The organism is Nocardioides sp. QY071 (assembly GCF_029961765.1).
In the GTDB taxonomy this organism is placed as follows: domain Bacteria; phylum Actinomycetota; class Actinomycetes; order Propionibacteriales; family Nocardioidaceae; genus Nocardioides.
Genome location: NZ_CP124681.1, coordinates 4,499,225 through 4,515,986, shown reverse-complemented (window position 1 = coordinate 4,515,986; position 16,762 = coordinate 4,499,225). Strand labels below are relative to the sequence as shown.

Sequence of the window (16,762 nt, the reverse complement as noted above, 5' to 3'; positions counted from 1 at the left end):
CGACCGGATCGCATGGGGTGCGGTCGCGTTCGGGTCGGGTCAGGGCCGGAAGAGCACCTTCACCATGCCGTCGTTCTTCTCGCGGAAGTCGCGGTACGCCGACGGCGCCTCCTCGAGCGGAAGGTGGTGGGTCGCGAACGACTCCACGCCGAGGTGGTCGGTCCCGTCCAGCAGCAGGCTCAGGATCTCGTCGCTCCAGCGTCGTACGTTCGCCTGGCCCATCCGCAGCTGCACCTGCTTGTCGAACATCTCCATGAGGGGCATCGGGTCCATCGGACCGCCGTAGACCCCCACCACCGACACGGTGCCGCCGCGCCGGACCGCCTGGATCGCCAGGTGCAGCGCGGCCAGGCGGTCCACACCAGCGGTGCGCATCAGCGGCTGCGCCATCCGGTCCGGTAGCAGTCCGACCAGCTTCGACACCGACTCGGCCATCGGCGAGCCGTGCGCCTCCATGCCGACGGCGTCGATCACCGCGTCCGCCCCACGGCCCCGGGTCAGCTCGAGGACGGTGGTGATGGCGTCGACGTGGTTCTCGGTGACCAGCGCCTCCGCGCCGTACGCCGAGACCCGCTGCAGCCGCTCCGGCACGGGGTCGAGGACGAGGACCCGGATGCCGCGCATCAGCGCGATCCGCGTGCACATGTCACCGATCGGCCCGGCGCCGAGCACGAGCAGGGTGTCACCGGGCTGCAGCGCGGCGTACTCCACCGCCTGCCACGCGGTCGGCAGCACGTCGGAGAGGAACACGAAGCGGTCGTCGGGCGGGCCGTCGGGAACCTTGATCGGCAGCCGGTCGGCGAACGGGACCCGCAGGTACTCCGCCTGCGCCCCGGGCACCTGCCCGTACAGCTTGCTGTAGCCGAACAGGCTCGCTCCGGTGCCCTGCTCGACGTTCTGGGTCGTCTCGCACTGGCTGTGCAGCCCGCGGGCGCACATCCAGCACCGGCCGCAGCTGACGTTGAACGGTACGACGACCCGGTCGCCCGGCCGCAGCGACGACACCTCGCGGCCCACCTCCTCGACCACGCCGATCGGCTCGTGGCCCACGACGTCGCCGACCTCCATGAACGGCGCGAGCGGCTCGTACAGGTGCAGGTCCGAGCCGCACAGCCCGCTGGACGTGACCCGGATGACGATGTCGTCGGCGTCCTGGATGTGCGGGTCCGGGACGTCCTCGACGCTCATCCGGCCCTTGCCCTGCCAGGTCACGGCCCTCATGACTTCTTGTTCCTCCGTCGGTCGCGGTGGCTGTCGTCGCACCACGGCATCCGGTCGGACCGGCCGCAGCGGCACACCGCCACGACCGCCCGCTCGGCCGGGGCCGCCGTACCGTCCATCCCGACCACCTCGTCGGCGCCGCGCACCAGGAGCGGGCCGCCCGGGCAGTCGGTGACGACGACTCGTCGGCTGCTCATCGCCGCATCACCCCGCGGCCCGGTCCTCGCGGCTGGTTCGCCAGGCGTCGAGCAGCACCTCGCCGGCCAGGCCGTCGACGGCCAGGCAGGCGGTCGCGCCGAACACCACGTCGGGCGCCAGCGCGGGTTCGTCGTCGACGAGAGCCGCGCAGATCCCGCGGATCGCGAGCTGCTCGTGCACGGCGTCCGCCTCGACGTGCTCGTCGTAGTAGTCGGCCACGGCCTCGGGCAGCCGCAGTCGCCGGGCCCCGCGCAGGATCCGCTCGCACGGCAGCGAGCTGGTCGCCTCGAACGCCGCGAGGTGGCCCATCGCCGCGCCGCGCAGGCGGCGGTTGAGGGCGAACAGCGACATCAGGTTGACCGAGGCGAGGGTCGCGCCCGAGGCCTGCTCGACGTACGGCGCCAGGTCGGTCGGCAGGTCCAGCGAGGCCAGGGCGCGGGCGAACAGCGCCTGGTGCAGCCGGTCGGGGCGGCCGCCGCCGTACTCGTCGTACTGCAGCTCGGCGAGGGCCACCTTCGCGGCGCCGCCGATCCGCGGCAGCACGAAGCTCTGCGGGTCGGACTCGCGCAGGTGGTAGACGGCCCGCTCGGAGAGGTAGGAGCAGAACTCCTCACGGGTGGCCCGGCGGTGCAGGAACTGGGCCACGTCCGAGGGACCCGAGCGCGCGGTCATCCGGACCAGGGCGGCGGTGACCTGCTCGGCAGGGGTGTCGCCGAGGTCCTCGAGCGCCGGCGCGTCGTCGGGGGTCTGGTCCACCAGCTGCCGGACGGCGTGCTCGAAGGTGCGCTCGAGCGCGGCCCGGCTGACCATGAGCAGCGGGTCCCACTCTGCGTGCGGGTCGTCGACGTCGTCGAACCCGCGGTAGTGGAGCTCGTAGAGCACCCACAGCGCGAGCTGGAGGTCGCGGTCGGTCAGCGGGTAGGTGACGTCTCCCATCGCCCGCGGCTCCGGCACGGCGTGCGGGCCGTGTGGTCGGGCCCGCAAGGTCTCGACCACGCCCTCGCTGAGGGGGCCACAGGGCTCGGGCAGCCTCATCCGGTCCTCGTCCTTCCCTCCCACAGCTCGCCCAGGATCAGGCGTAGCGCGACCCGTCGGACCGCGAGCAGCGCCAGGAGGTGACCCCCTGTTGTGCGCGACGCACGACGTTCGGGATAGTTCTCATCGCAGACGGTCTGTCGTCCCATGCCGACCTCCTCCGGGTGGTTGCGGGGTACCCCGGCCGTCGGACCGCATACGCGGTCACCGAGTCGCACGCCACGGAGGGTGAGATGGGTCGAGGAGTCGCGGGAGGTGAACCGGCGCCGCTGGACGGGCTGGTGCCCACGGACGGCGCGCGACAGACCGGCCGCTTCGTGTTCCACGTGGTCGACGGGACGTGGGAGTGGGACGAGGACGTCTTCGCGATCCATGGCTACCGGCCGGGTGAGGTCGAGCCGACCACCGAGCTGGTCATGCGACACAAGCACGAGCAGGACCGCCAACTCGTGGAGCGGACGCTCGAGGAGGCGATCGGCGACGGAGCGCCCTTCAACGTCTACTACCGGATCGTGGTCGCCGGCGAGATCCGCAACGTCGTCCTGTGCGGCGAGGGCCAGTACGACGGCGGGCGGACCAGCGGCAAGGCCGATCGCCTCGTCGGCTACTACGTCGACCTGACTCCCGAGCTCGAGGCCGAGACCGCGGCCGCGGCCGACGCCGCGGTGGCCGCGTCGGCGGCCTCGCGCGACACCATCGAGCAGGCCAAGGGCATCCTCATGCTGGGCTACGGCCTCGACGCGGAGGCGGCATTCGCGATGCTCAAGTGGTGGTCGCGCAATCGCAACGTGAAGGTGCGGGAGGTCGCCGAGCGCCTGATCCAGGTGGCTCGGGAGGGGCATGTCAGCCACCCGGGGCTGCGCCGGTTGCTGGACGCACTGCTCGACGACCTCACCGCCAGCCGGGCGGCTCGGGGAAACCAGCCCGACTGAGTCCGGTCACTGCTTCGGTCCTCGTCGATGCAGACCTCGCCGTACCCGACTCTGCGCGGTCAACCCGGGTAACGGCCGAAGATGACCGAGAAGGCCTTTCCCGCCCAGCAGCAGACGCCCCCGGGACTCACGGGGGAGATGACCCCGGAGCCCGATCACGGCGAGCGGTCGTACGTCGGCCACGGCCGACTCGAGGGCCAGGTCGCCCTGATCACCGGAGGCGACTCCGGGATCGGCCGCGCCGTGGCGATCGCCTACGCCCGTGAGGGTGCCGACGTCGCGTTCACCTACCTGCCCGAGGAGCAGCCCGACGCCGACGCGACCTCCGCGCTGGTGACCGAGGCGGGGCGCCGGGTGCTGCCGATGGCGCTCGACCTGCGCACCAGCGACGCCTGTGACGAGGCGGTACGACGCACCGCTGACGAGCTCGGCGGCCTCGACGTGCTGGTCAACAACGCCGGCTACCAGATGGCGCGCGACCACGCCGTCGACGACCTGAGCGACGACCGGATCGACCGCACCTTCAAGACCAACCTGTACGCGCTGATGTGGCTGGTCCGGGCCGCCGCTCCGCACCTGCGCAAGCGCCCCGGCTGCATCGTCAACAACGCCTCGATCCAGGCCTTCGAGCCCTCCGAGACGCTGCTCGACTATGCCGCCACCAAGGCCGCGATCAACAACCTCACCGTCAACCTCGCCGCCTCGCTCGGCGGCGACGGCGTGCGGGTCAACGCGGTCGCGCCCGGACCGATCTGGACCCCGCTGCAGCCGGCCACCCAGGAGCCGGAGAAGGTCGAGCACTTCGGCACCGACACCCCGCTCGGACGGGCCGGCCAGCCGGCCGAGGTGGCACCCGCGTTCGTCTTCCTCGCCTCGCCCGCCGACGCGTCGTACGTCTCCGGCACGGTGCTCGGGGTCACCGGCGGAAAACCCGTGTTCTGACCCCGCTCCCGGGTACCTCCCGGCCATGGAGAACCGACCGCGGGACCCACGACATCGCGCGCACGTCTCGAAGGGCCAGGTGTCCGAGGTGGGCAACCTCGACGACGCCGGCGAGGTCGAGGCCCCGTCGGACTCGGTGGCGGGCCACCCGACCGACCGCGCCGTGCAGGAGGGCAGGACCGGGCCGAACGCCCGCACCGGCAGCCAGGACGAGGAGGACCGACGATGACCATTCCCGACCCCGAGCGACCGGTGGCGCCGGACGAGCCACCCGTCCCCGACGACCCCGACGTGCCGACCGACCCCGAGGCCCCGCTCGACGAGCCGGTGGTCGAGGTCGACCCGGAGGAGGACTACCCGCACGCCGAGGAGATGGACGAGGACCGGGCGTGAGCACCGCGCCGGCCGGGACGCGGGAGAACCGTCGCCCGCCCCAGCAGATCACCCGCAACCTCAACGAGCTGCTCCAAGAGCTGCGGGTGATGCAGACCGGCGTGCAGATCCTCACCGGCTTCCTTCTCACCGTCCCGTTCACCGAGCGGTTCGCCGACCTGACCGGGGCCCAGCAGCGGCTCTACCTCGCCATCCTGGTGACCGCGGTGCTGACCACCCTCGTCATCGTCGCGCCGGTCTGCTACCACCGGCTGCTGTTCCGGCAGGGCCGCCGCGAGTGGATCGTGGCCGCCGCGCAACGCTGCGCCCTCGCCGGACTGGTCGGCCTCGCCACGGTCTCTGCAGCGGTCGTGCTCCTGGTGTTCGACGTGGTGCTCGGGACCCGCGCCGCACTGGTCGCCGCGGCGGCGGTCGCGCTCGCCTTCACCCTGATGTGGGCTGCGGTCCCCTGGCGGGGCCGCACGAGGTGAAGCGTTTGCAGCGACCGGCCGTCGTCGCGGTCCTCGTCCTCCTGCTCGCCGGCTGCGGCGTCGTGAGCCGGCCCGACGCGACCGCCTGGGACCACCAGGCCGCGCAGGCCCTCACTGACGCCGCCAGCGAGGTGGCCACCGCCCGCCTCGCGCTCGAGTCGGCGCGCAAGGAGCGCACCTGGTCGTCGTACACCACCGTGCTGGTGGCCGAGGCCGAGGAGGCCGCGGGCAAGGTCGAGGAGGACCTGTCGCGCCTGCAGGTGCCGGACGGACGCACCGACGAGGCGACGAAGGTGCTCGACCTGCTCGATCGGGCCGTCGACCTCGTCGGCGAGGCCCGCGCGCACGCGGTCGACGGGAAGTACGACGACAAGGCGCTCGTCGACCACCTCGACGACCTGTCCGACGAGCTGCGGAAGGCGACGCCGTGAAGCGCTACTTCGCCGTCCTGCTGGGGATCCTGACCGCCATCGGCGGCTTCGTCGACATCGGCGACCTGGTCACGAACGCCCAGGTCGGTGCCCGGCTCGGGATGTCCCTGGCGTGGATCGTGCCGGTGGGCGTCATCGGCATCTGCGTGTTCGCCGAGATGTCCGGGCGGATCGCCGCGGTCAGCCGCCGGGCCACCTTCGACCTGGTGCGCGAGCGGCTCGGGCCGCGGATGGGCTTCCTCAACCTGGTCGGCTCGATGCTCGTGACCCTGCTGACCTTCATCGCCGAGATCGGCGGCGTCGCGCTCGCACTGCAGCTGGTGAGCTCGCTGCACCACCTCCTGATCGTCCCGTTCGTCGCCGTCGCGGTCTGGATCGTGCTGTGGCGCGCGAAGTTCTCCGCGATCGAGAACGTGCTCGGCCTGATGGGGCTTGCGCTGATCGCCTTCGCCGTCGCGTTGTGGCAGCTCGGGCCGGACTGGGGCGAGCTCGCAGCGGGGCTCTCACCCGCGGAGAAGCCCGAAGCGGAGAGCTGGGCGACGTACGCCTTCTTCGCGGTGGCGCTCTTCGGAGCCGCGATGACGCCGTACGAGGTCTTCTTCTTCTCCAGCGGCGGTGTCGAGGAGCGGTGGACGGACAAGGACATCGGGGTGATGCGGGCCAACGTGTTCATCGGCTTCCCGCTCGGAGGCGTGCTGTCGGTGGCGATCGCCGCGTGCGCCGCGACCGTGTTCCTGCCGGCCGGGATCTCCGTCGAGACCCTCGGCCAGGTCGGCCTCCCCGTGGCGATCGGCCTCGGCAAGATCGGTCTCGCGATCGTGGTGCTCGGCTTCTTCGCGGCCACCTTCGGCGCCGCGTGCGAGACCGGGCTGTCGACCGGCTACAGCCTCGCGCAGTACTTCGGCTTCCCCTGGGGCAAGTTCGTGCGCCCGAAGGAGGCGGCGGGCTTCCACCTCATCCTGCTGATCGCGACCGTGGTCGCCGCCGGCGTCCTGCTCACCGGCGTCGACCCGATCATGGTCACCGAGATCTCGGTGGTGTTCTCCGCGATCGCACTCCCGCTGACGTACTTCCCGATCCTCGTGGTCGCCAACGACCCCGACTACCTCGGCGAGCACGTCAACGGACCGCTCGCCAACGCGCTCGGGGTGTTCTACCTCGTCGTCATCACGGTCGCGGCGCTCGCCGCGATCCCGCTGATGGTCGTCACGTCCATGGGGCAGGGCTGAGAGGGATGGCCTGATGGGAACGCTGGCCGAGCGCAACGGGTACGACGTCGGGCTGCACCTGCTGGACCGGCAGGTGATCGGCGCCGATGACCGCCTCGTCGGCAAGGTCGACGACATCGAGCTGTTCATCGAGGACGACGGCGCGCTGGTGCCGACCGCCCTGTTGATGGGCCTCCCGGCGCTGCTGCCGCGCTTCGGGCGGCACCTCGGCGGCAGCCTCGCCCGCGCGCACCGGCTGGTCCGCGAGGCGGCGGCCGACCAGGAGCTGCCCCTGGTCGTCGACTTCGACCTCGTCGAGGACGTCTCGAGCGACGTACGGCTCTCCGAGCCGGCCCACGGCCTGCTGCACCGGATGGCGCACGACCGAGCCGCCGATCCCCGTCGCTGTCGGGTCGGCGACCTCCTCGGCATCCCCGTCCGGTGCCCGGACCTGCCCCGGCGCTCGAAGATCCTCGACCTGCGCATGGTCGGCTCGCCGGACGGGCCGGGGGAGCACCGCGTGGTCGCGCTCCTCGTCGGGCCAGGCCGTCCCGGCGCGCTCTTCGGCTACGACCGCCGCAGCGAGCCCGGCCCGGCCGCGGTCGCCGCCGTCGTGCGCTGGCTGCACCGCCACGCCCGCATCGTCGAGCTCGGCGAGGGCGTCGAGATCGACCACGAGGCCGGGGAGGTGCGGATCGTCGCCGGGACGTCTCTCGCACCGCTGCGCGGGTAACGCCGGGGAGTACGTGGACATCCGACGTGAGCGAGAAGGAGGAGTCATGCCTGGCAAGAAGCACGGCCCCGGCATCAAGAACCCGGACGCCTACGAGGAGATCCGCAAGGACGGCGCCAGCAAGGAGAAGGCCGCCCGGATCTCGAACGCCATGGCCTCCGAGGGTGCCAGCAAGGTCGGCCGCCGCGGCGGCAAGGCCGGCGACTACGAGGACTGGACCGTCGACGACCTGCGCAAGCGGGCGCGCGAGCTCGACATCGACGGCCGCTCGTCGATGAAGAAGGACGAGCTGATCGACGCCCTCCGCCACCACTAGCGCGACCCGGCGCGAAGTGGCTCCTGATTCGCGCTGACCCGGCACAAAGTGGTCCGAGTTTCGCGACGACCCGGCGGATAGTGGCTCGACCCGGCGCACTTTCTGCCGGGTCGGCGGGTTTGTGCGGGCCACTTTCTGCCGGGTCGGCGGGCCCTCAGACCCAGCGCGAGAACCAGATCCGGTCCAGCCACTCGCTGTGGGTCAGCATCTGGTTGGTCCAGATCGGCCAGAACCAGGCGAAGTTCACCAGCGTCAGCACCACGAAGGCCCCACCGACCACGACCCCCACGGTCCGCCGCGCGGAGGGCGCCCGCGAGGGCCCGATCAGCGCCCCGATCGCGAGGGTGATCGCCATGACCGTGAACGGCAGGATGGCGATCGCGTAGAAGAGGAAGATCGGCCGGTCGTCGTACAGCATCCAGGGCAGCCACGTGGACAGCGCACCGACGACGGCCAGCCCGTAGCGCCAGTCCCGGGCGCCGATCCACATCACGACGGCGAACATCAGCGCCAGTACGCCGCCCCACCACAGCACCGGCGTCGGCAGCAGCAGCACCTGCTTGATGCAGTTGCTGTCCGCGGGCGCGTCGCAGCCGGGGGCGTCGGGGGAGATGTCGTTGGTGACGGCCACCCCGACCGGGCGGTTGATGAGCAGCCAGCTCGACGGCTTCGACTCGTAGAAGTGCGTCGAGCAGTTCAGGAAGTGCGTGTGGAAGGTGTAGACGTCCTGGTGGTAGTACCAGAGCGAGCGCAGGGACTGCCACGCCTCACCCAGCCCGGTCGCGTCCTTCTCGGTCGCGGTCGGCCACTTCTTCGACGTGTCGAGGTCGTCGGCGACGTAGTGCTCGTCCTTGGAGTCGCTGTCCTTCTCGCAGTGCCCCTGGCCGGTGTACTGCCGGTACTGGGTGGAGCTGAGGTGCTCCTCGTACTCCTTGGCGTGCATCAGCCAGCCGCCCCACGTGGCGATGTAGACCAGCAGCGCCACCACGACCAGCGAGAGGAAGGCGGGGATGCCGTCGGCGACCGCCCCCTTCGCCAGCGCCCACCGGATGCCGAGCGAGCGGCGGGCGCCGGCGCTCCAGATCCAGCACAGCACGCCGAGCGCCGCGAGAGGGTACGCCGCGGTCCACTTGGTGCCGGCGGCGAGCCCGAAGCAGACGCCGGCGGCCAGCAGCCACGGGCGGAACAGGACCCGCGGACCCCACCCCGTCAACGCGACCCCGTCGTCGGTACGACGTGCCCGCCTCGCCAACCGCGCGCGGTGCCAGTCGCGGTCGGCCACCAAGCAGGACACGGCGCACAGCAGGAACAGCGCCAGGAAGATGTCGAGCAGCGCCAGCCGCGAGAGCACGAAGTGCAGGCCGTCGAGCATGAGCAGGGTCCCGGCGACGCAGCCGAGCATGGTCGAGCCGGTCATCCGGCGCACCAGCCGGCACATGACGAGCACCATCAGCGCACCCGCGACGGCCGACGCGATCCGCCAGCCGAACGGGTCCATCCCGAACGCCTTCTCACCCAGCGCGATCAGCCACTTGCCGACGTCGGGGTGCACCGCGAGCGACGGGTCGCCCGTCCAGACCTTGTCGGTGTGACCGGCCAGGATGTCGGCGTTGATGTCGGTCTTGGCGTTGCCGTCCGCGTCGGTCAGGTACGTCTCGATGTAGCCGTTGTTGAGCAGCGACCAGGCGTCCTTGGCGTAGTACGTCTCGTCGAACGCGAACCGGTGGGGGTTGCCGAGGCCCACGAGCCGCAGCCCGAACGCCAGCACGGTGAGCCCGATCGGGCCCAGCCAGCCGACCAGCCGCTGGCGCGCGGACAGGCGCCGGATCGGGCTGATCGCGCGCTCCACCGCCAGCGGGACCCGGCGGCCGAGCGCGGTGCGGGAGAGGCCGACGACGGTCACGGTGGGCAACCCTACGTGGCGCATCTGCAAGGATCGTGACGTGAGTGGAGTCCTGGTGCTGGCCGGTACGCCGATCGGCCGGGTCGGCGACGCGCCGCCGCGGTTGGCCGACGAGCTGGCCGCCGCCGACGTCGTCGCCGCCGAGGACACCCGCCGGCTGCGACGGCTGGTCACCGACCTCGGCATCGAGCTGTCCGGGCGGGTCGTGTCCTACTTCGAGGGCAACGAGGCGGCCCGGACCCCGACCCTGGTCGAGGCGCTCGAGAACGGCGAGCGCGTGGTGCTCGTGACCGACGCCGGCATGCCCAGCGTGTCCGACCCGGGCTACCGGCTGGTGGCCGCCGCGGTCGAGGCCGGGATCCGGGTGACCGCCGTACCCGGGCCGTCGGCAGTGCTCACCGCCCTCGCCGTCTCCGGCCTGCCGGTCGACCGGTTCTGCTTCGAGGGCTTCTTGCCGCGCAAGGCGGGAGAGCGCGCGCGCCGGCTCGCCGACCTCGCGACCGAGCAGCGCACGATGGTGTTCTTCGAGGCGCCGCACCGCACCGCGGCCGCGCTGGAGGCGATGCGCGACGCGTTCGGCGCCGACCGGGCGGCGGCCGTGTGCCGCGAGCTGACCAAGACCCACGAAGAGGTACGACGCGACGGGCTCGCCGCTCTGGTCGACTGGGCTGCCGAGGGGGTGCGCGGGGAGGTCACCATCGTGGTCACCGGCGCGACCCCGGGCGCCGGCATCGCGACCGATCCCGACAGCCTGCGGGCCGCGGTCGCCGGACTCGAGGAGTCCGGCATGCGACGCAAGGAGGCCATCGCCGTGGTGGCCGGGCAGGCTGGACTACCCAAACGCGACGTCTACCAGGTGGTGCACATCGATGGCTGAACGGATCACGTCGGTCGAGCGGGACGGACTGGAGCTCGACGTCCTCGACCAGGGGCCCCTGGACGGCGAGGCGATCCTGCTGTTCCACGGCTTCCCCGAGACCGCCTCCTGCTGGCGGCTCGTGGTGCCCATCCTGAACGAGGCGGGCTTCCGCACCCTGGCGATGACCCAGCGCGGCTACGCACCCCGCGCCCGGCCGCGCAGGCGTCGCGACTACGTCATGGCCGAGCTGCTCGGTGACGCGCGCGCGCTCGCCGAGAAGGTCGGCGGCAAGGTCCACGTCGTGGGCCACGACTGGGGCGCGATCCCCTCGTGGCTCCTTGCCATGCACCACCCCGAGCTGGTCGCCAGCCTGACCGCGGTGTCCGTGCCGCACCCGCAGGCGTTCCTCACCTCGATGGTGCGCTCCACCCAGGGCCTGAAGTCCTGGTACATGCTCGCCTTCCAGGTCCCGTGGCTGCCCGAGCGCATCCTCGGCGGCAGGCGCGAGGTCGGCGCACGGCAGCTGCGGGCTGCCGGTCTCACCGCCGACGACGTCGCCCGGTTCCGTGAGGAGATCGTCGACGCCGGCGCGCTCACGACCGCTCTCAACTGGTACCGCGCCATGCCCCTCGGGGACCCGCGGCTGACCCGGGGCCGGGTCAGGGTGCCCACGACCATGGTGTGGAGCGACGAGGACATCGCGCTGGGCCGTTGGGGAGTGGAGCACACGGCGCGACTCGTCGACGCGCCGTACCGGTTCGTCGAGCTGAACGGGGTCTCGCACTGGATCCCGACCCAGGCGCCCGAGGCGCTCGCCGAGGCCATCCTCGACCGGGTCGGTGTCAGCACGTCGTGAGTGAGGAGCGCCCACCCGTCCCGGAGCCGCTGCCGCACCCGGTCGTCGACAACCACTGTCACCTCGACATCGGCCGCGGCGAGGCCGCCTGGGACGCAAGGGAGGCGATCGACGCGGCGGTGGCGGTCGGCGTACGACGGATCGTTCAGATCGGCTGCGACCTGCCCGGTGCCCGATGGGCGGTTGCCGCGGCGGCGGAGCACCCGGAGCTGGTCGCCGGCGTCGCGCTGCACCCCAACGAGGCGCCCCGAATCCTCGCCGACGGCGGACGGGCCGCCCTGGAGGCGGCGTGGGACGAGATCGAGCAGCTCGCCGGCGCCCACCCGAAGGTGCGTGCGGTGGGGGAGACCGGTCTCGACGCGTTCCGGACCGGCGACGACGGGCGGGCCGTGCAGGTCGAGTCCTTCCGTCGGCACGTCGACATCGCCAAGCGGCTCGGCAGGACGCTGGTGATCCACGACCGCGAGACCCACGACGAGGTGCTCGAGGTGATCGACAGCGAGGGCGCGCCCGAGCGCTGGGTGATGCACTGCTTCTCCGGCGACGCCGCCTTCGCCCGCGCCTGCCTCGATCGCGGCGCCCACCTCTCCTTCGCCGGCACCGTCACGTTCAAGAACGCCGAGCCGCTGCGCGAGGCGTTGCGGATCACGCCCCGCGACCGGGTGCTGGTGGAGACCGACGCGCCCTACCTGACGCCGTCCCCCTACCGCGGGCGCACCAACGCGTCGTACCTCGTGCCGCTCACGGTGCGGGCCATGGCCGCCGAGCGCGGCGACGACCTCGCGGAGCTCTGCGCGGCGATCGACGCCAACACGGAGGCGGCCTTCGGGGGCGCCTGGTAGCCGCTCAGAGTCCCAGCGCGGCCTGGAGCTGCAGGACGTCCGAGCGGATGGCCATCAGCCGCGCCGGCGCCTGCGCCTCGCTCATCACGCCGTCCGACACACGGTCCAGCGCGACCCTGCGATGGTGCGGGTACAGCAGCCGGGCGGTCATCTCGTACGACGTGCGCAGCAGGGCCCCGTCGGCGCCGGAGTGCACGGCCCGCAGTGCGTCGACCATGCCGGCCGGGAAGTGCCACTGTGTCAGCGCCTCGGCGGTCAGCTGCGGTGAGCAGATCCCGTAGCGGTCGGCTTCGGCCCGGAACCGCTCGACGCCGAGCCCGGTCGTGGCGAGCAGGTCGGCGTACCCGTCCGCGTCCGCCTGGTGGAGCAGCGCGGCGCCGAGCTGGGCGAGCAGGCCGAGGGAGAGCGCATCCGCGGTGGTCACCTGGAACCGGGGCCCCAGCGCACCGGCGGCCGCGGCCAGGTGCACCGACGTGGTCCAGAAGTCGTCGGGGAGGTGCTGCCCGTCGTCGATGCCGGCCAGCGCCACGGTCGCGACCGAGCGCACGGTGTTGAACCCGACCACGGTGACGGCGAGCTGCAGGCTGGTCACCCGGCCGGACAGGCCGAAGTAGGCGGAGTTGGCCAGCTTCATCACCCGGGCCGCGAGCGCCATGTCGGCGCCGAGGATCGCAGCCAGCTCGGCGGCGCCGGCGCTGTCGCTGTTGCTGGTGCTCACGACTTGGGCGGCGACCGGTCGTTGCGAGGACAGCTGGTCCAGCCCGTCGAGGACCGCGTCGACGTCGAGGACGGTGTGGTTCACAGCAGTGCTCCCCGGCCCGCGGGGAAGGAGCTCCGGCACCACTCCACGAACGAGGGCTCGGGCAGCGGCGGGCTGATCGCGAAGCCCTGCATCACCGAGCACTCCATGTCGGTGAGCATCGCCTGCTGGACCGAGGTCTCCACGCCCTCGGCGACGACTCCGATCCCGAGATTGTGGGCCAGGCTGATGACGGCCTGCGCCACGGCGGTGTGCCCGTCCTCCAGCTCGGCGACGAACGAGCGGTCCACCTTGAGATAGCTCACGGGCAACCGGCGCAGGTACGCCAGCGAGGAGTAGCCGGTGCCGAAGTCGTCGATCGCGACCTGCACCCCGTGCTCGCGCATCTGGCGCAGGATCGTGGAGGCGGTGTCCGGGTCCTTCATCAGGGCGGACTCGGTGATCTCCACGCACAGCTGCTCGGGCCGAAGCCCGCAGCGCCGTAGGGTCTGCTGGACCGTGTGGACCAGCAGGTTGTCGCTCATCTGCAGCGCCGACAGGTTGACGTTGACCCGCGCCGGCGCGAGCGCGCCCAGCTGCACCCGCCACGCCGTCAGGGCCCGGCACGCGGTCTCCAGCACCAGCTCGCCGAGCTCGCGCACCAGGCCGTGCTCCTCGGCGAGCCGCACGAAGGTGTCCGCCGGGACGTAGCCGCGGCGCGGGTGCTGCCAGCGCGCCAGGGCCTCGGCCGCGACGAGCTGGGGCCGGCTGCCGCCGTACGCGACGATCGGCTGGTAGTGCAGGGTGATCTGGCGTTCCTCGATCGCCTGGCGCAGGTCCGCGACCAGGGTGAGGGTGTCGTGGGCGGCGCTGCGGGCGCTCTCGTCGAGCACCATGATCCGGCCCTTGCCGCGCGACTTGGCCTGGTACATCGCGATGTCGCAGTCCCGGATGAGGTCGTCCGCGCTGTGGTGGTCGGGGCCGCGCATCACGACGCCGATCGAGCCCCGGGGCCGGATCTCCACGCCGTTGAGCATCACCGGCTCGCAGAGCACCCGCAGGATCCGGTCGGCGACGTCGAGCGCCCCGTCCAGGCTGGAGGTCGCGCAGGCGACCACGAACTCGTCGCCGCCGAAGCGCGCCACCAGGTCGCCCGGCCGCACGGCACTCGTGAGGCGCTCGGCAACCTCGACGAGGAGCGCGTCGCCCGCGGTGTGGCCGAGGCTGTCGTTGACGACCTTGAAGTTGTCGAGGTCGAGGAACATGCACGCGAGGCCCGCGTCGGGCGTGGCCATCGTCGCGTTCACGTGGTCCCACAGCCGGGACCGGCGGGGGAGGCCGGTCAGCGAGTCATGCGTGGCCTGGTGGTTGAGCTGGTCCTCGAAGGCCCGCCGCTCGGTGATGTCCTCCAGGGTCGCGACGAATCCGTCGCCCACGCCGGGGGTGCGCAGCGGCGTGAACCTCATGTCGGTGTGGCGGACCTCGCGCCTGTTGTCCAGGAAGCGGGCCTGCAGCTCCCGCTCCTCTCCGTCGAGTACGGCGACGACGGTGGCCGCGATCAGGTCCAGGTCCTCGTGGTGCACGTAGGACATCCACCCGGTCCCGACCAGCTTGTCGGCGGTGACGCCGAGCAGTGCGCAGAGGGCGTCGTTGACGTGCCCGAGACGCATGCCCTGCTCCGACATCAGGGTCGGCACCGGCGACCGCTCCGCCAGCACCTTGAACCGCTGCTCGTGAGCGTCGGCCGACGCCCGCAGTGCGACCTCCAGCTCGGACTGCGCCGGATCGATCCGCAGGGCCCACAGCCGCCCACCCGGGGCCGGCGTCGACCGGACCCGGCACGCCACGCTCTCGCCGACTGCGGTGCGCAGGGTCACGACGGTGGTCGTGGGTCGTTCCCGGCGGAACATCGTGGCGAGCGTCTCGCCGTCGGGTGCCGCCATGTGGTCGTGCAGCGGCATGCCCTGCAGGTCCGACCCGGCGAGCCCCAGCAGCTGGGTGGCACCCGTGTTGCTCCATCTCACCGCGAGCTCTCCGAGCGTGCCCAGCTCGACCACCAGCAGCGCCGTACCGGAGTCCGCGGCGGCGGCGTGCAGCACGGCGGCGACGACGTCGCCCGTGGCGCTGGTAGTCATGGTGTCCTCGCTTCGGGTGGTCCGGTCGCCTGCTCCATCGGCGGACGAGGCCCGAACCTGACCCGACGCGTCGCCGGGTGCGCCGGGCCCGGCCACCGGTGATGTGACGGGTGGGGCGGATGGGGCATTCACGGGGTGACACCGCTCACCGCGACCCGCTGGGAGAGCCCTCGCCAAGTTGCGCTTCGCGGTGGACCCCTGTTCTCGTGGATGACTGACGGCCGGGATCGGGAAGCAGTTCCTCGACCAGCTCACCACCGATCCGACCGCCACCGCAGCCGCCTCGCGCGGGTGCAACGGGGGGTTGGATCCGAGCTGGTCGCTTGAGGCCCGGGCAGTACGACGTTCGGAGAATCGTGCGACTTGCGCACCCCACCCTCGCCCAGCTCACGCGTGGCCAGGCGCTGAAGGAGACCCTCCTTCGCGTGGCCCACAGCCGCAAGGCGCTCACGGTCACCATCGCCGCCGTCCTCCTGGCGGTCTCCGCGGTGACCTGGGGCTACTCCTCGATGTCCACCGAGGTCCGGCTGTCGATCGACGGCAAGGAGCGCACCGTCTCCACGATGGGTGACACCGTCGGCGACGTGCTGCGCGACGAGGGCATCAAGGTGTCCGGCCGCGACGTCGTCCAGCCCAGCGTCGACTCGTCCGTGGAGGCGGGGGACCGGATCGCCGTGCTGTACAGCCGGCCCGTCGAGCTGACCGTCGACGGCGTCACCAGCACCCACTGGGTGACCGCGACCGACGTCGAGGGCGCGTTGCGAGAAATCGGCGCAGCGATCGGTCCTGGTTTCGATGCGGTGTACGCCGACAGCCGGCTCTCCACCAGCCGTGGTGCGGAGATCGACCGCGGTGGCGCCGAGATCGACGTCGTCACGCCCAAGCAGCTCACCTTCGTGCTCGCCGGCCAGGCCCCGGTCACCCGCGAGGTGCCCGCCCTCACCGTCGAGGACGCGCTGGCCGAGGTCGGCGTCGAGCTCGACGAGCATGACGTGGTGAAGCCCGCCCGCGGCACCGAGCTCGCCGACGGCGACAAGGTCGTGTTCACCGACATCGAGAAGCGTGAGCGCTCGGTGACCGGTGAGGCCGTGGCCGCGCCGGTGCAGAAGGTCTCCGACGACTCGATGTACCAGGGCCAGACCGAGGTCGTCACCAAGGGCGTGCCCGGCACCCGCGACGTCACCTACAAGGTGACCGTGCGCAACGGCAAGGTCGTGCGCCGCGTCGTCCTCACCGCCACCGTCACCGCCGAGGCGACCCCCGAGGTGGTCAAGGTCGGCACCAAGCCGGTCATCGAGTCCGGCAACACCGTGTGGGATCGCCTCGCCCAGTGCGAGGCCGGCGGCAACTGGCACATCAACACCGGCAACGGCTACTACGGCGGCCTGCAGTTCAACCTCGGCACCTGGCGCGCCAACGGCGGCTCCGGCTACCCGCACCAGGCCTCCCGGGAGGAGCAGATCCGGGTCGCCACCCGGGTCCGCGACGCCTCGGGCGGGTACGGCGCCTGGCCGGCCTGCGCCGCGAAGCTCGGACTCCCTCGGTAGAC

General features: G+C 72.0%; 19 protein-coding genes. 13 read left to right on the top strand and 6 right to left on the bottom strand.

The window, feature by feature from the left end; genetic code table 11:
- Positions 1–39 precede the first annotated feature (39 nt).
- From QI633_RS21795 to QI633_RS21785, 3 genes are read right to left on the bottom strand one after another with little or no spacing between them, the layout of a single operon-like run.
- Entirely contained in the window at positions 40–1,221 is a 1,182-nt protein-coding gene (locus QI633_RS21795; RefSeq protein WP_282427056.1) for an alcohol dehydrogenase catalytic domain-containing protein, read from the bottom strand.
- On the bottom strand, positions 1,218–1,418 hold the full coding sequence (locus tag QI633_RS21790; protein ID WP_141797445.1) for a CDGSH iron-sulfur domain-containing protein: 201 nt from the start codon (positions 1,416–1,418) through the stop codon (positions 1,218–1,220). The genes QI633_RS21795 and QI633_RS21790 overlap by 4 nt, the downstream gene beginning before the upstream one ends.
- A gap of 7 nt (positions 1,419–1,425) precedes the next feature.
- Complete coding sequence (locus tag QI633_RS21785) at positions 1,426–2,454, bottom strand: iron-containing redox enzyme family protein (RefSeq protein ID WP_141797446.1); 1,029 nt, start codon at positions 2,452–2,454, stop codon at positions 1,426–1,428.
- Positions 2,455–2,735: 281 nt separating this feature from the next.
- Between QI633_RS21785 and QI633_RS21780 the strand changes: the two genes are divergently transcribed.
- The 9 genes from QI633_RS21780 to QI633_RS21740 all read left to right on the top strand — a co-directional run bounded on the left by QI633_RS21780 (position 2,736) and on the right by QI633_RS21740 (position 7,879).
- The gene (locus tag QI633_RS21780) at positions 2,736–3,386 is read left to right on the top strand and encodes a PAS and ANTAR domain-containing protein (RefSeq protein WP_282427055.1); all 651 of its coding nucleotides are present in this window, start codon (positions 2,736–2,738) and stop codon (positions 3,384–3,386) included.
- Between the two features lie 81 nt (positions 3,387–3,467).
- A complete protein-coding gene (locus tag QI633_RS21775) occupies positions 3,468–4,328 on the top strand; it encodes an SDR family oxidoreductase (RefSeq protein WP_282427054.1) in 861 nt (286 codons plus the stop codon).
- 88 nt (positions 4,329–4,416) lie between these two features.
- The gene (locus QI633_RS21770) at positions 4,417–4,557 is read left to right on the top strand and encodes a hypothetical protein (protein WP_160158181.1); all 141 of its coding nucleotides are present in this window, start codon (positions 4,417–4,419) and stop codon (positions 4,555–4,557) included.
- A complete protein-coding gene (locus QI633_RS21765) occupies positions 4,554–4,721 on the top strand; it encodes a hypothetical protein (RefSeq protein WP_160158182.1) in 168 nt (55 codons plus the stop codon). Before QI633_RS21770 ends, QI633_RS21765 begins: the two co-directional genes overlap by 4 nt.
- Positions 4,718–5,191, top strand: a complete 474-nt coding sequence (locus QI633_RS21760; protein WP_141797449.1) for a DUF6328 family protein — start codon at positions 4,718–4,720, stop codon at positions 5,189–5,191. Before QI633_RS21765 ends, QI633_RS21760 begins: the two co-directional genes overlap by 4 nt.
- Before the next feature lie 5 nt (positions 5,192–5,196).
- A complete protein-coding gene (locus QI633_RS21755) occupies positions 5,197–5,622 on the top strand; it encodes a hypothetical protein (protein WP_282427053.1) in 426 nt (141 codons plus the stop codon).
- Complete coding sequence (locus QI633_RS21750) at positions 5,619–6,851, top strand: divalent metal cation transporter (protein ID WP_141797451.1); 1,233 nt, start codon at positions 5,619–5,621, stop codon at positions 6,849–6,851. The genes QI633_RS21755 and QI633_RS21750 overlap by 4 nt, the downstream gene beginning before the upstream one ends.
- A 13-nt stretch (positions 6,852–6,864) precedes the next feature.
- The gene (locus QI633_RS21745; protein WP_141797452.1) at positions 6,865–7,563 is read left to right on the top strand and encodes a hypothetical protein; all 699 of its coding nucleotides are present in this window, start codon (positions 6,865–6,867) and stop codon (positions 7,561–7,563) included.
- 46 nt (positions 7,564–7,609) lie between these two features.
- Positions 7,610–7,879, top strand: a complete 270-nt coding sequence (locus QI633_RS21740) for a Rho termination factor N-terminal domain-containing protein (RefSeq protein WP_141797453.1) — start codon at positions 7,610–7,612, stop codon at positions 7,877–7,879.
- A gap of 154 nt (positions 7,880–8,033) precedes the next feature.
- Here QI633_RS21740 and QI633_RS21735 read toward each other — a convergent pair whose 3' ends face one another.
- Complete coding sequence (locus tag QI633_RS21735; protein ID WP_260805797.1) at positions 8,034–9,782, bottom strand: phospholipid carrier-dependent glycosyltransferase; 1,749 nt, start codon at positions 9,780–9,782, stop codon at positions 8,034–8,036.
- A gap of 40 nt (positions 9,783–9,822) precedes the next feature.
- Between QI633_RS21735 and rsmI the strand changes: the two genes are divergently transcribed.
- The 3 genes from rsmI to QI633_RS21720 are packed head-to-tail and all read left to right on the top strand — an operon-like array spanning position 9,823 to position 12,339.
- Positions 9,823–10,659 carry a 16S rRNA (cytidine(1402)-2'-O)-methyltransferase gene (gene rsmI / locus QI633_RS21730; RefSeq protein ID WP_282427052.1) on the top strand — a complete coding sequence of 279 codons (837 nt, stop codon included), beginning with the start codon at positions 9,823–9,825 and terminating at the stop codon, positions 10,657–10,659.
- On the top strand, positions 10,652–11,497 hold the full coding sequence (locus QI633_RS21725; RefSeq protein ID WP_282427051.1) for an alpha/beta fold hydrolase: 846 nt from the start codon (positions 10,652–10,654) through the stop codon (positions 11,495–11,497). The genes rsmI and QI633_RS21725 overlap by 8 nt, the downstream gene beginning before the upstream one ends.
- Positions 11,494–12,339, top strand: a complete 846-nt coding sequence (locus QI633_RS21720) for a TatD family hydrolase (RefSeq protein ID WP_282427050.1) — start codon at positions 11,494–11,496, stop codon at positions 12,337–12,339. Before QI633_RS21725 ends, QI633_RS21720 begins: the two co-directional genes overlap by 4 nt.
- Positions 12,340–12,343: 4 nt before the next feature.
- Here the strand turns inward: QI633_RS21720 and QI633_RS21715 are convergent, their stop codons facing one another.
- Both QI633_RS21715 and QI633_RS21710 read right to left on the bottom strand, forming a co-directional pair.
- Complete coding sequence (locus tag QI633_RS21715) at positions 12,344–13,141, bottom strand: HDOD domain-containing protein (RefSeq protein ID WP_141797458.1); 798 nt, start codon at positions 13,139–13,141, stop codon at positions 12,344–12,346.
- On the bottom strand, positions 13,138–15,213 hold the full coding sequence (locus QI633_RS21710) for a bifunctional diguanylate cyclase/phosphodiesterase (protein WP_282427049.1): 2,076 nt from the start codon (positions 15,211–15,213) through the stop codon (positions 13,138–13,140). The genes QI633_RS21715 and QI633_RS21710 overlap by 4 nt, the downstream gene beginning before the upstream one ends.
- A gap of 356 nt (positions 15,214–15,569) precedes the next feature.
- Here QI633_RS21710 and QI633_RS21705 point away from each other — a divergent pair, with 356 nt between their 5' ends.
- Positions 15,570–16,760 carry a resuscitation-promoting factor gene (locus QI633_RS21705; RefSeq protein WP_282427048.1) on the top strand — a complete coding sequence of 397 codons (1,191 nt, stop codon included), beginning with the start codon at positions 15,570–15,572 and terminating at the stop codon, positions 16,758–16,760.
- Positions 16,761–16,762 lie beyond the last annotated feature (2 nt).